This window comes from candidate division KSB1 bacterium, assembly GCA_034521575.1.
In the GTDB taxonomy this organism is placed as follows: domain Bacteria; phylum Zhuqueibacterota; class Zhuqueibacteria; order Residuimicrobiales; family Krinioviventaceae; genus JAXHMJ01.
In genome coordinates this window covers 108,156-122,888 of the sequence record JAXHMJ010000001.1, presented here as the reverse complement: position 1 = coordinate 122,888, position 14,733 = coordinate 108,156, and the positions used below count along the sequence as shown (strand labels likewise).

General features: G+C 49.3%; 13 protein-coding genes. 5 read left to right on the top strand and 8 right to left on the bottom strand.

Annotation, left to right across the window (positions count from 1 at the left end):
* The first annotated feature begins 201 nt into the window (after nucleotides 1-201).
* From U5R06_00505 to U5R06_00495, 3 genes are all read left to right on the top strand, one after another.
* Nucleotides 202-921, top strand: a complete 720-nt coding sequence (locus U5R06_00505; protein MDZ7721326.1) for an SEC-C metal-binding domain-containing protein — start codon at nucleotides 202-204, stop codon at nucleotides 919-921.
* 63 nt (nucleotides 922-984) lie between these two features.
* The gene (locus tag U5R06_00500) at nucleotides 985-1,581 is read left to right on the top strand and encodes a hypothetical protein (protein ID MDZ7721325.1); all 597 of its coding nucleotides are present in this window, start codon (nucleotides 985-987) and stop codon (nucleotides 1,579-1,581) included.
* 167 nt (nucleotides 1,582-1,748) lie between these two features.
* On the top strand, nucleotides 1,749-2,858 hold the full coding sequence (locus U5R06_00495) for a family 43 glycosylhydrolase (GenBank protein MDZ7721324.1): 1,110 nt from the start codon (nucleotides 1,749-1,751) through the stop codon (nucleotides 2,856-2,858).
* Between the two features lie 717 nt (nucleotides 2,859-3,575).
* Here U5R06_00495 and U5R06_00490 read toward each other — a convergent pair.
* From U5R06_00490 to U5R06_00480, 3 genes are read right to left on the bottom strand one after another with little or no spacing between them, the layout of a single operon-like run.
* A complete protein-coding gene (locus tag U5R06_00490; protein MDZ7721323.1) occupies nucleotides 3,576-4,475 on the bottom strand; it encodes a hypothetical protein in 900 nt (299 codons plus the stop codon).
* On the bottom strand, nucleotides 4,465-5,319 hold the full coding sequence (locus U5R06_00485; protein ID MDZ7721322.1) for a M14 family metallopeptidase: 855 nt from the start codon (nucleotides 5,317-5,319) through the stop codon (nucleotides 4,465-4,467). Before U5R06_00485 ends, U5R06_00490 begins: the two co-directional genes overlap by 11 nt.
* Nucleotides 5,316-6,911 (bottom strand): M14 family metallopeptidase, encoded by a 1,596-nt coding sequence (locus tag U5R06_00480; protein MDZ7721321.1) that lies wholly within the window; start codon nucleotides 6,909-6,911, stop codon nucleotides 5,316-5,318. The genes U5R06_00485 and U5R06_00480 overlap by 4 nt, the downstream gene beginning before the upstream one ends.
* 261 nt (nucleotides 6,912-7,172) lie before the next feature.
* Between U5R06_00480 and U5R06_00475 the strand changes: the two genes are divergently transcribed.
* Both U5R06_00475 and U5R06_00470 read left to right on the top strand, forming a co-directional pair.
* Nucleotides 7,173-7,685 (top strand): hypothetical protein, encoded by a 513-nt coding sequence (locus tag U5R06_00475; GenBank protein ID MDZ7721320.1) that lies wholly within the window; start codon nucleotides 7,173-7,175, stop codon nucleotides 7,683-7,685.
* Entirely contained in the window at nucleotides 7,624-7,983 is a 360-nt protein-coding gene (locus U5R06_00470; protein ID MDZ7721319.1) for a PP2C family protein-serine/threonine phosphatase, read from the top strand. The genes U5R06_00475 and U5R06_00470 overlap by 62 nt, the downstream gene beginning before the upstream one ends.
* A 79-nt stretch (nucleotides 7,984-8,062) precedes the next feature.
* Here U5R06_00470 and U5R06_00465 read toward each other — a convergent pair whose 3' ends face one another.
* From U5R06_00465 to U5R06_00445, 5 genes are all read right to left on the bottom strand, one after another.
* Nucleotides 8,063-9,562: an OmpA family protein gene (locus U5R06_00465; protein MDZ7721318.1), complete on the bottom strand. Its 1,500-nt coding sequence runs from the start codon at nucleotides 9,560-9,562 to the stop codon at nucleotides 8,063-8,065.
* Nucleotides 9,563-10,082: 520 nt separating this feature from the next.
* Complete coding sequence (locus tag U5R06_00460) at nucleotides 10,083-10,382, bottom strand: hypothetical protein (GenBank protein MDZ7721317.1); 300 nt, start codon at nucleotides 10,380-10,382, stop codon at nucleotides 10,083-10,085.
* A gap of 201 nt (nucleotides 10,383-10,583) precedes the next feature.
* Nucleotides 10,584-13,787: a trehalose-phosphatase gene (gene otsB, locus U5R06_00455; GenBank protein ID MDZ7721316.1), complete on the bottom strand. Its 3,204-nt coding sequence runs from the start codon at nucleotides 13,785-13,787 to the stop codon at nucleotides 10,584-10,586.
* Nucleotides 13,780-14,037: an HAD-IA family hydrolase gene (locus U5R06_00450; protein ID MDZ7721315.1), complete on the bottom strand. Its 258-nt coding sequence runs from the start codon at nucleotides 14,035-14,037 to the stop codon at nucleotides 13,780-13,782. The genes otsB and U5R06_00450 overlap by 8 nt, the downstream gene beginning before the upstream one ends.
* Complete coding sequence (locus U5R06_00445) at nucleotides 13,959-14,528, bottom strand: hypothetical protein (GenBank protein ID MDZ7721314.1); 570 nt, start codon at nucleotides 14,526-14,528, stop codon at nucleotides 13,959-13,961. Before U5R06_00445 ends, U5R06_00450 begins: the two co-directional genes overlap by 79 nt.
* Nucleotides 14,529-14,733: the final 205 nt, after the last annotated feature.

Sequence of the window (14,733 nt, the reverse complement as noted above, 5' to 3'; positions counted from 1 at the left end):
CGGGCCGAATATGAATATAAAGTTACACAAACCAACAACTACAGCAATTCTTAAACCATTTATTTTCGGGAATTTATGATCAAACTACAATCAATAAACAGGATAGAATACAAAGACGCTTCCCGGTTTTTTGCAGCGGACTATAGCGTTTGTACGAATCCGTTATGTACCTGTTGCGCCATCAATCTCTCTATAGATCAAATGAATGACAAAAAAATAAAACAAAAAGACATCAAATTGGATCTTTTAAATATGGAGATTGCCAAAGACAGTGATAACCATCAGAACGAAAACGGTTTTCATGAAATAATCAATGAGTTTAGTGCTGATGATTGGCTATTTTTGAGTGAACTGTATCTTGAACGGAAAAACTATTATACAGAACAAGCTGATTTATCATCCCTGGATATTCAGTATCCAAGCCATGAAATTGAAAATGAGGGATTGTTAATTGCGTTCAATGAAGTTCTGCCTTACTGGCCGATCCTTCAAATTGATGTCAACGATGTCGCACTCAAGATAAAAGATATGTATTGTGTTCGCAGCGACTGTAATTGTAACGATATACATTTGTTTATTTCTCGATACCAGAGAAACAAAATGCTATTTCCATTTATGGAAGAAGAAAGAGAGGAAATGTATATAATTTATAATATCAGAGAAAACAAATGGCGCCTGCAGGAACAGGCCGGTTTGCCCATACGATCTTCAATAATCATGAAAACACTTTCAAATGAATATGAAACAAGGGAATTGTTTAAAGCGAGATATAATTTGATGAAAAATTTATATAAATATTATCGGCTCAAGAATTACGCCTCAACAATTAAAAAGCCGGGCGAAGAAATAGGACGCAACGATCCCTGTCCATGCGGCAGTGGCAAAAAATATAAAAAGTGTTGTATGGATATAGAATTGTAATTTATTAAACTCTTTCCTGCTCTCATATCCATCTGTGCAAAGCATGACTTTTATAGAGGCGCGATGAACACAAACAAGACCTTGGCGAACAATACAGAAAACAGAGAGGGTCGCGGCGGGAGCCGCTTGCGAATGGCGGCCTGGACGGTCGCGGGGCTCATTCTGCTGCTGCCTCTGTTGGCCATGCAGATATCTGATAATGTGAACTGGACGGCAAGAGACTTTATACTAATCGGGGCGCTTATTCTCGGTTTTGGTATCCCGTTCGAGCTCGCTGTAAGAAAAACGGTCAACGCCGCGTATCGAGCCGGTGCTGCGGCGGCGCTTGCGGCCGCGGTCTTGCTGCTATGGATCAACGGAGCGGTTGGGATCATCGGAGCCGAACATAACGATGCCAACTTGATGTATTTCGGAGTACTCGCCGTCGGAATGATCGGCGTCCTGTTCGCGCGTTTTCACCCGCGCGGGATGGCCCGGGCGTTGTTCGCAACAGCGCTCGCTCACCTCATCGTCTCCGTCATCACGTTGGCCGCCGGCTTTGCCGCCACGCAGCCGTTGAAAACATCGATCCTGAATGGATTCTTTGCCGCCCTTTTTTTCGGATCGGCGTGGTTGTTTCACCGCGCTGGGCGGACAAGAGCTAAAGAAAATTCCCTTTAATCCATCATTGCGCGAACCTGGTTTACAGCAATTGCTGGACCGAGTCATGCACGCCAGTCCGATTGGCATTATACTATTAGATCATCAAGGCAAAATCACATTCGCGAATGCACAAGCTGAAAAGATACTGCGCTTGACAAAAAACTACTCTAGCAAAGGAAATTATCATGAAAAAACAAATTCTGCTCGCATGCGTTATTCTGATCTGCTTTTCAGCACATGCGCAATATCAAACCGAACCGGCTCAGATCAATAACAGTACATTTATGAACCCCATTTTTCCGGGAGATTACCCGGATCCGAGCATTTTGCGGGACGGGGACGATTACTATGTGGTGCATTCCTCGTTCGAATATTATCCCGGACTGTTAATCTGGCATTCCAGAGATCTGATCAACTGGACTCTCGGTTGCCAATGCACTGCACAAATACGTGGGTTCGGTGTGGGCGCCGGATCTGGTGAAATACGATGGACGATTGAATGTTTCTGTCTGGAAGGCCCCAAACTGATCAAACGCGGAGAGTATTATTATCTGACCGTGGCTGAAGGCGGAACATCAGGTCCGCCGACCGGCCATATGGTCATTTCAGCGCGCTCCCGGTCGCCTCTCGGTCCCTGGGAAAATTCGCCCTATAACCCTATTGCGAGAGCAGAGGATCGGTTGGACAGGTGGTGGTCTGTCGGACACGGGACCCTGTTCAAAGCAAAGGATGAAAGCTGGTGGATGATTTTTCATGGATATGAAAAAGATCACTATAACATGGGACGACAGACCCTGCTGGCACCCATCGAATGGACCGACGACGGCTGGTATAAAATACCGGACAGCATTCAGATTGACCAGCCCATCCAGCGCCCGGCCGGACAAGCGTCCGAACAGGCATTTTCCCTGAGTGACGATTTTTCAGGAGCAATCCTGAGACCGCACTGGAAATTCTTTGGCGAGTATGACACCGATCGGTTTCAAGTGGCAAACCAGAATTTGATGATAAAGGGAAAAGGGCAATCGGTTGCAAACAGCTCTCCCCTGCTCTGCGTGCCGTCGCATCATTCCTATATGGCACAGGTGGAATTGAGGATCACAGGCGACGCCGTCGGCGGATTGGTGCTGTTTTATAACAACGACGCCTGTTCCGGCATCCTGGCTGATCCGAACAATATTCTGGCCAATCTGCGCGGCTGGCAGTTTCCGACTGAAACAAATGTCATTGAAAATCATGCTTATCTTCGTCTTGTCAACTCGAAACAATATCGTAGATATGTATTACAGTGTTGACGGAGACACCTGGATTAAAATTAAAAACTCGCTCGAAATGTCCGGATTTCATCATAACGTTCTAAGCGGATTTTTGAGTCTGAGAATCGGACTGTGTTCCATTGGTGACGGCAGGGTAGTTTTTAAAAATTTCGAATATACACCTTTGAAAAGGTAAGTAGATAACATGCGCAGGTGACAGCCTCCGCATTATTTCTCACGCAGTTGAGATATCGATACAGTATTTCATTCATTGTTGACTTTCGAAACCGGAAAAGACAATCACCATGAATAACCTGTTGATCATCATCGGAAGTATTTTTCATATAGCCTTTGGTGTGTTTCATCTCCTGTTCTGGAATTTATTCGGCTGGAAACAGGACCTCGCTGACGGTTATCAACCGCAATATCATGCAGATATTGAATCTGTGTCTGACGTTTGTTTTCTTTTTGTTTGCTTACCTGTCCCTGTTTCACACTTTAGAGTTGCTTACAACAGATTTGGGATCAGCTTTATTAGCAGGGATCAGTCTGTTCTGGCTGTTGCGCGCGGTGCAACAGATTGTGTTTTTTACCTTACACAGACTGTTTTCGTGGATTCTGCTTGTTTTGTTCGTAATTGGCAGCGTATTGTATGCAATTCCGGTTATCCACATCCTGTAAGCGATCAAGAACCGGGCATCAAATTTCATTCAAACGCACACCCTCTGTCATTTTATCAGCGATTCACACTTTTAATCAGCGCAACTCTATCGCTCGCTCGATGTGTCCCCCGCGATGTGAATCGAAACTCACCGTAACATTCTGAGCGGATCGCACCAGCCAGCGCACCTGCACCGTCCCCATACCGGGAACGGTTTGCACATGCATGCGCTGCGGATGATATTTCTGTTCGACAGCGCGATCATGCAACGGATCGGTGACCACAAAACCGGCAACCACATCTGCACCGTTGAGCGTCACCCAGTCGGGTCGGGTGAATTGATGCTGCACTTCACGCGCAGAGCGGGTCGGCAGCATACGGTCGTTGCGGATCACCACATCGATCTGCAGCAGTGACTGGCCGATCGGCTGCACCTGTACCGAATCCACAGCAATCTCCGGCAGGTGATAGGCGTGAAACAGGGTGAACGCCATGTTGCGATGACACATATCCTCGATCAGAAAGGACGGTGCGGTGCGCGTCCAGTTTTTACGGATACCGCCGATTTCAATATCGCCGTACTGCGGGTGCACAACCGGTTTCCAGTCGATAATGCCCTCGCCGAACAGCAGCAATTCATCAAATTTATACACATCCTCCTGTCGGCCGAACCAGCCGCTTCCCCTGCCCTGCTCGCGAAAATAATCAAACGAGGACCACAATTCATTGGTAAACATAAAAATGCCGCGGGCGCCGTAAAACCAGTCCAGTTCTCCCCCGTAAACGGTGTACATGTCTTTTCCGACAACGAGATAGCGGTAATGCGGCAGCTGCGCCTTGCCGATCTCGGCGATATGATCAAAGCGCGCGGCATCATCCGGGTGATACAGCTCCGCATCCGGATTTCCGGGACCGCGCAGAATCATACCGCCGGCATTGTGATAGCTCTGTCCGGCGCCGATATTCGGATGCGCGCGCACAAGTTCAGCCACCACCCGGTTTCTCCGGAATCGAAAACGGATACTGGTCCGCGCCGTTCTGAACCGATTCCGGCTGCCAGTCGATGCCCCAGTTTCGATTCGGATCGTAATACCCGGGTCCATCTTCATTGACGTTTCCGTCAGCGTCATTGTCCAGGCCCTCCCAGCCGATGAGTGTATATTCGCCCTTTTCATCCGGTTCGGCGCGCACCATTCGGCGCGGATCCTCCGGATCGGTCGTCCAGCGGCCATTCGCATCGGCTTTGCGCATCATGACAATATTGCCGTCCCCGTCCAGATCATCGGGCGGGTCTTCGTCGTAACGGCCGTCACCATCGTCATCGCGCGGCAAAAGGCCGGTGCGCGGTGAATGCGGACTGTTGGGCTCATGAATGTAATAATCGCGGGCATCCGGATTGATGGACGGCACAATGTAAAAGGTGCGGGTGTCCACCAGATCCGTGATCCATTCGATCTCACCGTAATTTTCCGCCAGATACCAGGCCGTGTACAGCGCCACCTCGCTGCCCTGTATTTCATTGGCATGAATATTTCCGTCCACGTACATTGCCGGTTTTTGCGTATCGGGGCCGGTTTCTGCATTCGTCACGGTCAACAGGGTCAATTCGCGTCCCTGCACGGAACGGCCGATGAACGACATCTGAACCAGCTGCGGATGCGCTTTGGCCAATTGGCGGCAGATATCCTGAATTTCAGCGTAATCATAATATCGGTTCCAGGCAATGTCCACCTCGGGATTGTTCGGCGCGCCCATGGCTTTGAGAGCGCTGGTAATGGTCTGCGCCTGACAGAAAGGCAGGTGGATTAAGAAACAAACTACAATCAGAAACCGCTTCATTTTGCACCTCCTTTCCGCAGGGACAGGCGCTTGCTGATAAAACCGCAGGACGGACTGCCGACGGTGATACTGACCGGCTCTGAACCTTGCAGCAGCCAGGACAGTTCGTGCGCCTCACCGGGTTCGAGGCGCGGCAGTTTAATGAACGGTTCATGGCTGAGCAATATTTGGCCCTCACCCCATTCGAGCTGCGCTGTGAGGTCCCGGTTCCACCGCAAATCAGTGCCGGGAAGCGGCTGTGTGGGCAGGGCGCCGCGATTTTGCACGCACAGGCGCACCCGAAATATACCGCTGCCCAGCGGCTCCACATGCGTCTCAACCTGTAAATACGGCAACTGTCGGCGCAACTCGAGCAAAAAATCATGATGCACATCAATCAGAGAATCCATGTCAGCTGCGTCAGGCTGATCGGCATACGGTTTTAGTCCGCCGACCTCGACGCGTTTATCCGGGAAATCCGGGTGCTGAACAGGCTGCCAGGGGACAAACCGGCTTGAATCGTTCTGCTCCTCAATCCGGGTCCACAGCCGTTTCTCCGGGGGCCAGTCCCCCGTATCCGCGGAATCCGCGGCAACGCGCGGCACCCAAACCGGCGCACTGAAACACCAGCGGCCGGCGTGAAAATAGGCCCAGTGATCGAGCCGGCCGCTGGATTGTTCGCTGTTCCAGGCCGGTTTGCCGGCGATGTTCTGAAACCGGTCTGCCATGCTTTCAAAATAAGGCTTATCCTCTGCCGCCACATTATTCGGCTCCCCGTCCCCGGCTGAGGACCAGGGCTGCACCAGATTGCCGGCCCGGGTAATTGCATACATAGCGACAATATTTTCGTGTTCGAATACAAAATCGGCAATGGCGCGCGTTTCCGGCTCGGACATGGGATCGAGGCCGGCGCCGAATTCAAATCGCGGATACTGGTACGAAAAATTCCGGTTGATATGCACGCCGCCCTCGGAATCTTCGTTCCATCGGCCATCGGCATCATTGTCAACACCTTCGCGATAGACCCGCCAGGCGCCGTATTCGCCGCGAGCCGGATCGGCTTTTCGCATCCATCCGGACAAGGACGAATCGGCCATCCAGGCGCCGGCCGGATCGAGTATACGCATATGGGTGATAAAGCCGTCGCCGTTGATATCCTCCGGTGCGTCTTCATCTTTGAATCCGTCGTGGTCCAGATCCAGCGATCGGGCATTCAGCGGTAAACTCCCTTGTTGCGCATCCGGATTGATATTCGGAAAGGCGTAAATAACCGTAGAATCGAGAAATTGGGTAATGCTGTCCACCCGATCGTAATCATGCAGCCAGCGCTCCAGCAAACCGAGAACCAGTTCAGTAGAGGCCGGATCATCACCGTCGACATTGCCGAAAAGAACAACAGCCGGAAGCCCGGTATCTTTTGCGGCAACAGTTAATGTCCATAACGGATGTCCGCCCGGCGTGGCGGCAACAGATTCCAGCGTAGCCCGATCATGTTTCTGCAACGCTTGCAGGCGTTTTTGCTGTTCATTCAGGAAAGCCCCGGTGAACGGATTGGCCAATAACATACAGCCGGAAAAAAGAATCATTAAAACTAAAAGTCGTTGTGCCATCATTGTTTCCTGAGGTTTGTGTAAATGGAAATATCGGAAAAAAACAGATGGATTTCAAGACAGAAATAACAGATATAAAGCCAAAATTAAAATTACCAGGCACCCGGTGCATCGCATTCTTTAAATTAACTTGCAATTATCATAAAAATTTATTCTATTATAATGCAAAACAAATTATTAATTTTTAACAGATCTATATAAACAGATATCAAATTATAAAAAAATCACATACTAGATTTAAAACAATTTCATCAATCCTTTGGAGTGACCAGCATCGAACCTGTTAGCTATCACCTCGGCGAAATCATTTTTGGCACCCTATTTCTGATGGTAAGTCTATCATCGGCGTTGATTGCTATCATGCGACGCGCCGAAAGGACGCGTATCCTGATCTGGCTGGCGATTTGGAGTGGCCTCTATGGTTTACGCCTGTTGATCCTCTCACCTGCGGTGCGCTTCCAACTACCAGATTTCATTCAATCCATCCTCCCCTGTTTTGAAATTTCAAGCAGTTATCTGATACTTGTTTTTGCCCTGCTTGCATGGCTGGAATTAACCCGCGGTAAAATGCGCGTGTTTATGAAAACCATGATTTCGGCAGGAGTGGTCATCGCAATTACCGGCATCAGTTGGTACCTTGTAAGCGGTGAAGCAAAAACCTTTATGATCTATAATAATTTACTGACTTTTATTGGTCTATTCATTTTGCTTGTGGTTGTTTCAGGCAGCAGGCCATCCGCCGCTGCTCTATTGGGATTCACAGGCCCAACAGGTTGAGTTTATCGAAAGCAATGGTCTGCTTTTCGGTTTTGTCGATGATGTCGATTATCCGGTACACACATTTTCATTCAGCAAAGGAGATCGTTTCCTGCTGTATACCGATGGATTGACCGAAGCCGAGAATGCAGCGGGGAAATTGTTCGATGAAAATCACTTGAGCAAGTTCGTACAGTCGCATGCCGATAGTCCGCCCGCTCAGCTTGGTTCTCAATTACTGCAAAAACTCAAAGCATGGCAGGAGCCCAGCACAGAGCAACAGGATGATCTGACCTGGATCGTGATTGACATTGAATAGCATATATGAAATCCGGGTTTAAAGCACACCCGGATTTCACAACAGTTCATATCTGCCCAAGCCAGAATGACATCAGCATTTACAGTTTCGGCTGAATAATAATATCGATTCGTCGATTCTTTTCACGTCCTTCCCTGGTTTCATTATTGGCAATGGGACGGTTTTCGCCGTAACCGACCGCCTCGATGCGGCTGTCATCCAGTCCCATATTGGCCATCAGATACGCCTTGACCGCTTCGGCCCGTTCCTGCGACAGTTTTTGATTCAAATCGTCGCCGCCGAACGAGTCGGTATGACCTTCAACTTTGACGGTACAGCCTTCAAAGGTTTTGATGGCATTCTGCACCTTGCTCAGCAGGCTGAAATATTTCGGTTCAATTTCAGATTTACCGGAGGCAAAATTGAGTCCCAGCAGCCGCAGCACCAGTTCATTTTCGGGTGTACGCAGCACCTGTGCTTCTTCTTTTGTAAATGTTTTCTCTACATCATTGTATTGTTTTTTAACCCGCGCCTGAGCCTCGATACGCAGGGCCAGCTCTGATTTTTCCTTTTCCACACCGCCCAGTTTTTCTTCCAGTTCGGCGATGCGGGAGGAAAGATCACTGATCTGCTGGTTGCGGTCCGCAAGATCCTGTGCAAGTGCCGTATTACGGTCCTGCATGGCTTTAATATATTCCAGAATACGGGATGTGGGTTGATCGTATCCGTTATCAAATTCAGGTACGAGATCGATAGCCCCGGCAATCCGGATCAGGGGCTGCTCCGCAGCCAACAGGAGATGCTCAAATTCTTTATCCTCCGCTTCCAGTGTTTTAATGGTCCGGGTCAGGTAAATGGCATGCTTGGCCTCATATTTGGCCTGTCGGGCCAGACTGCGCGGATAATCGGTGTCATAGCGGTTCTGCTCCAGCTCCTTTTCCGTCTGTTCGATCAGAGAAACCGCTTTGGCCAGGGTAATCGGAGCCTTTTTCTCGGCTTTTATGTCTTTGGCGGTTTCGATCAGTTTGCGCGTCTCATCGAGATAATTGGCTTTGATCGCCTTGAGTTCCGCCTGGCGAAAGAGGGTTTCCGCTTTGGCGCCGCGTTTTTCAGCATCCTTGACATCGCCTTTTTCCAGTTCCCGGGCGGCATCGGCAAATTCCTCATCCGCATCGTCCCAGAGCTCCGTTGCGTAATGGGGCGCATCCGCATTCAGGGCATCGTCCCGGGCTTTGATGGCGTTGGTCAGAGTCAGGCGGGCCAGTTTTGCCGATTTTTCAGCCTGCTTAAAATAGTTAACAGCCGCACGCAGCTTTTTGCGGATATCCTCTAAATTTCTGCCCTTGTCAAAATCCTCTCTGGCATCATTGTAATAGTCTATGGCCTCGCCGTAATTTTTCGGCGCCAGGACGTTAGCTCCGGTCTCTGTGATCGCCAGTTTAACCGAATCGGCTTTTCCGAACAATGTCGCTTCGATGCTTTGGGAAAACGTTTTTTCCGCCGTCATGGGTAAACCAATCATTGCAGCAATAATCAACAAACAGCCACCGCGCATCATAGCGTTCAGGTATTCATCACGGTCTCCTTGTTTTGTTATCATGCAGCTACATGTATAACCAATGATTTCTCAAAATTATTTTAACAACAGACGACTCTTCAATAAACTATCGCGTATCGGCGATATTTTTCAACTCTCCGATCCATTTGACCACAACCCCGCTTGACAGGGGATTCGTTTTACTGCAAAACAGTGCAAACAAAACAACCCTTTAATAAACTAATATGCGGAAAAAACAGATAGGACGCAATATTTTTATTGAGAAAAACTCGTAACCTCTAATATAAAGCAGTAAAATCTAAATACAATTCATCCTATACATCGACTATAGATCATTTTATCCAGTCTCTTATATAAAACTCGGTTTTCTCCTTGTTTATTTGCTGAAAAATTCTTAAATCATCAACACAAGAAAAAAATTCCAACTCTGGAACGCAAATGACCATATGGGCCAGCCGGTAGCATGAGATTTTTGTTCACTATCGACAGAGCGAAAAAACAGAGATTATGATTTTATATACGTAAAAAAAGTGCTGCTGGAAAACACGGCATACCTGCCGCATTATACGGCGGCAATCATGAAAATATTTCGCAGGCACTGACGGATTTGATCAAAAGCGCGTGTCAGAAAAGCGGCAAACGTCGAGACAAGCGGCCGGTTCAATCCGATTGCAGCCCCGGCCATATTTTGTTCGGCAATATACATCTCGAAAAACCGGTCTGGATACTCGTCGCGGAATTTTTCAGCCCCCGTCGAATTGCTGACCTCTCCGTCCAGTGCTACCAGATCAGGGAATCTCGGAACAATGCGTTTCAGTGCTGTTCCCCAGGCATCGCGGGGGGGCAGCCTGATCACCGACATTGTATTCGATTTTGCCTGAGGATTTCGGCTTGTTCTGTTCGGGACGACGGTCTTCCGGCACAGCCAGAGTGCAGCGCACTGAAGTCAATTTTTCTTTCTCACCGCCAAGTTGATCGAGTACGTCTTCTCCCAGGGCTTTTCATGATCGCGTTGATGCTTCAACGCTCGGCACACCTTTGCCCTTGATGGTTTTGACAATAATCAAAAATTCACCTGCTTTTCCTCACCGGGCTTTAGCAGCAGGGTTGTGCCGTCATAACCCACTCTAATGGTCTCCCGGGAATCGTTTCCGCTGGTCAATCGCAAATGATTTTTGGCGATATCCACAAAAATTCGCGTCTTGCGGTATTCAACCCCGAATTTTAATGATTTTAGTTCAGAAGGAAGACGCGGATGAAACCACAACACCCCGTCGCGCGCCTCGATTCCGGAATAACATCGTGTGATCAGGTCAACGGTTCCGGCCATGGCGCCCAGATGAATACCCTCCGGGGTGGTACCGCCCTGTACGTCTCGCACATCACTCTCCAGCGCATCCTGAAACAAACGCCAGGACATTTCGCGTTTGGAACGCATCAGCACCCAGGCATGCACCAGACTGCTGAGCGTGGACCCATGTGACGTGCGTTTGAGATAATATTCGATATTGTTCGGAATGGTTTCATAACTGAACGGCAGATCCAGACGGTCAAACAGATGACGCAGCTCATCCGCAGACAATAAATAAAACAGCATCAGAACATCCGCCTGCTTGGATACCTTGTAGCGATCGGGACTGTCATCTTCAGCCTCCAGGATGCGGTCCAGCCGATGAATATTTCCGTGTTTTTTCTTGTATGCCTCCCAGTCAAACTCTTTTAGTTCACCATAGCCTTCAAATTGGCTGATGATGCCGTCATCATGAAACACCACCCGAATTTTTCGGCTCAGTTCATCCCAGTGATCAATTTCTTTCTGCTCAAGGTTCAAATCTTCCATAATAAACCGTTTGCGGTTTTGAGGAAGCTCCTCGAGCAAATCCAGAGCCCGCCAGAACACCCAGGCCGCCATGATATTGGTATAAGCATTGTTGTCGATTCCGGGTTCGGAAGCATCAGGATATTTCTCATGGAATTCGTCAGGGCCCATCACCTTTCGGATATCATACCGGTGCGTTGATTCATTGTATTCAGCCTTGTCCGCCCAGAATCGTGCAATCTTGAAGAACATGTCCGCCCCGTAAAAACACATAAAATCCATGTCGCCGGTAACCTGATAGTACTGCCAGATATTATAAGCAACGGCGATATTGATGTGCCGCTGCAGCTGTGTATGGTCCGGAATCCAGCGGCCGGATTCCGGGTTGAGGTGCAGGGTTTGCGCCTGTTCCTGACCGTCGCTGCCGCTTTGCCAGGGATACATGGCGCCCTGATAACCGGCTTCCGAGGCCGCCCAGCAGGCCTGAGGCAGACGGCGATAACGGTACATCAACAGCGTACGAGAAATGTCGGGAATGCGCATATTCAACAGTGGCAGAATAAACAGTTCATCCCACATAATTAATCCCCGATAAGCCTCGCCATGCAGTCCGCGCGGCGGAACCCCGGCATCCAAATCCACGGTTTTCGGGGAAACAGTCTGCAGCAGTTGGAAGATATGAAGATTCAGCACCTGTTGTATGCGCCGGCCCGGGATTTCCAGAGAAACGCGCCAGCGTTCCCAGAGGTGCTGCCAGGCAAGGATATGGGTGTTCATCAGGGAGACAAAATCATCGGTATGCCGCAAATGTTCCTGCGCCTGCATCAGACATTCAGAGATAGCCGAATCGCGCGAATTGTACAAGGTTATGATTTTCTCAATCCTCAGGATATTGCCGCGTTTCACATCGACATCAAACTCCTGACCGATATAACCCGGCTCCTGAATCATCCGCCCCGTTTTCTCGATACGTTCTTTGTCCATAAAAAGCCGGATGCGTCCCGCTTCGGCAATACGGATCTTTGACTGATTGGTCATGACCTGAATCCACATTAATCTGTCATCAGTAACACCGGTTCCGAGCTGCTCCAGGTGATGATTGTTGAGCTGACGATAACGTTCGACAAGTGTGTTTTCCACTCTGCCGTCAAGAGCCGAACGGATATGCAAGGTTCCGGACCAGTTCTCCGCCTCAATGGTGGTTTCCAGTCCGCCCACATGCCGGTGGCGCATGTGCACAAACCATCGCTGAACAAGCCGGGTGCGGCGGCCCTGCTCATCCTGAAAGCGCACCGTTCTTTCCAGTATGCCGCACTGCAGGTCCAGTTCCTGATGATACTCTATGATGTCCGCCGAATCCGCTTCAAAAGGTTCACCGTCATCAATGCAAAAGCTGAGCGGCAGCCAGTTGGGCACATTCACCAGACTTTCATTCTCCACGGTCTCGCCCGATACTGTGCTTTTCAGGCGGTTATACACTCCGGCCGCATAGGTACCGGGATAATGCACCTCATTGGCGGATGACTCGGGCGCGGCCCCACGTGTGGCAAAATATCCATTGCCCACCGTACACAGGGCTTCGCGGTGTTTTTCCGAATCGGGTTTAAATCCGGTATAGGCAAACGACCAGATATTTAATTCAGATTCTTTTTCAGCCTGATTTTCAAGTATCGACAGGAATTCTGCGACTTTATCCGGGTCCTGCAGAGTATAGGAAGCAGCGGTTTCCTGATCGCCCTCTGTGACCAGAATACCGATTCCCCGGTCAGACAGGGCCCTGAATCCGTCTTCATCCGTCTCATCATCACCGATGTACAGGGGCATGGTACAGGATTCGTCCATGGACAATGCATCAAGCAAGTACAACAACGCTCTGCCCTTGTCCCAGTCGATGTTCGGACGCAGTTCAAATATTTTTTTGCCGGCGGTTTTTCTCAGACCGGAAAATGTTTCAACAGCTGCATCCACCTGCTTTTCAAGTTCGGATACGGCATCCTGCTCCGCGCCGCGGTAGTGAAGTGCGATGGCGTAACGTTTGCGCTCCAGACGTACGCCGTTTAGTTTCTCTAGTTTTTTCTCCAAATGCTTTTCGGCCTGTTCCAGCACCGGCAGGTATTCCTTTCCCGGTTCAATATGGTACGATCCGTCCGGGCCCTGGATATCAAAACCGTGGCTCCCGGCGTAGATTAAATTGTCAATCCCGACCATGTTTACAACATCCTGCAAATCGCGTCCGGACAAGATGACAACCGTCCAGTGTTCGGCCAGTCTTTCGATCTGCTGTTTGACCTGATCCGGCAGCAACGCCTGTTCCGGATCATCAACAATCGGTGTCAATGTGCCGTCATAGTCCAGGAAAATGGCCGGACGGTTTTCTTCAAGCTGTTCCAGAATCTGATCTTTTTGTTGCAACGCTGACGGCAGGATGCCGGCCGACTGTCTATTCATGTTCTGTCCTCCTGATTTCCGATAAATCATTGACCACCAGATCTGCTCCATGGTCTTTCAGTTCCGTATTGTCGCCGGAGCGGTTAATGCCGATCACCAGTCCGAATCCTCCGGCTTTGCCGGCCTCTACACCGGCAAGCGCATCTTCAACAACCATTGCATTCTTTGGCTCTACATCGAGACGCCGGGCGGCCTCGAGAAAAATATCCGGTTCGGGTTTGCCCTTAAGTGATTGTTCACGGGCGTCCACCCAGTCGACGATCTCGTTGAACAGATTAATGACGCCGGCTGCCGCAACACCGCCCTGGCATTACGGCTGGATGAAATCGCAGCAACGGATTTTCCGCGATTTGAATTCTTTGATAAATTTAACCGTGGATTCATAAGATCCGCACCGTTTTCTTTTAAATAGTCCAGAAAATAATGATTTTTCCGGTTTCCCAGACCGCAGACGGTCTCTGTTCCGGGCGAATCATCAGGACGGCCCTGATTCAAGTCAATGCCTCTGGATTCCAGAAAACTGCGGGCGCCCTGATAACGGGGCTTGCCGTCCACGTCATTATAATAATCCTCCTCGGTAAACGGCTCAAAATCCACATTCCGGCTGCGCAGATAGTCGTCAAACATGCGTTTCCAGGCGTGAAAATGCGGACGCATGGTTTGTGTGATCACACCGTCCATATCCAGTACAGCGGCGCTGTAATGTTCCAAACGAATAATGGAAAAATCCGAATGCGACATTCGATGCTCCTGTTTCATTCAAGGCTGTTGTAAATTCCGGTCTATATCTCCGGTCATACTATGATCTGTAAAACTTTTCTTTATTATAAAAACAAGCGTGTACAGGTCATTATTTCAGAGCAAATCGATCTTGTTTGAATAACTGATCAATACAGAATAAACAAGCCCCGGTTCCTGGCGCGCGAACCGCGATAATCTTGCAGAT

Excerpts from the sequence above, each read along its gene's own strand:
- U5R06_00505 (MDZ7721326.1), top strand. The coding sequence starts at position 202 with ATGAATGACAAAAAAATAAAACAAAAAGACATCAAATTGGATCTTTTA.
- U5R06_00500 (MDZ7721325.1), top strand. The coding sequence starts at position 985 with ATGAACACAAACAAGACCTTGGCGAACAATACAGAAAACAGAGAGGGT.
- U5R06_00495 (MDZ7721324.1), top strand. The coding sequence starts at position 1,749 with ATGAAAAAACAAATTCTGCTCGCATGCGTTATTCTGATCTGCTTTTCA.
- U5R06_00485 (MDZ7721322.1), bottom strand. The coding sequence starts at position 5,319 with ATGAAGCGGTTTCTGATTGTAGTTTGTTTCTTAATCCACCTGCCTTTC.
- U5R06_00480 (MDZ7721321.1), bottom strand. The coding sequence starts at position 6,911 with ATGATGGCACAACGACTTTTAGTTTTAATGATTCTTTTTTCCGGCTGT.
- U5R06_00465 (MDZ7721318.1), bottom strand. The coding sequence starts at position 9,562 with ATGATAACAAAACAAGGAGACCGTGATGAATACCTGAACGCTATGATG.
- U5R06_00460 (MDZ7721317.1), bottom strand. The coding sequence starts at position 10,382 with ATGTCGGTGATCAGGCTGCCCCCCCGCGATGCCTGGGGAACAGCACTG.
- otsB (MDZ7721316.1), bottom strand. The coding sequence starts at position 13,787 with ATGAATAGACAGTCGGCCGGCATCCTGCCGTCAGCGTTGCAACAAAAA.
- U5R06_00445 (MDZ7721314.1), bottom strand. The coding sequence starts at position 14,528 with ATGTCGCATTCGGATTTTTCCATTATTCGTTTGGAACATTACAGCGCC.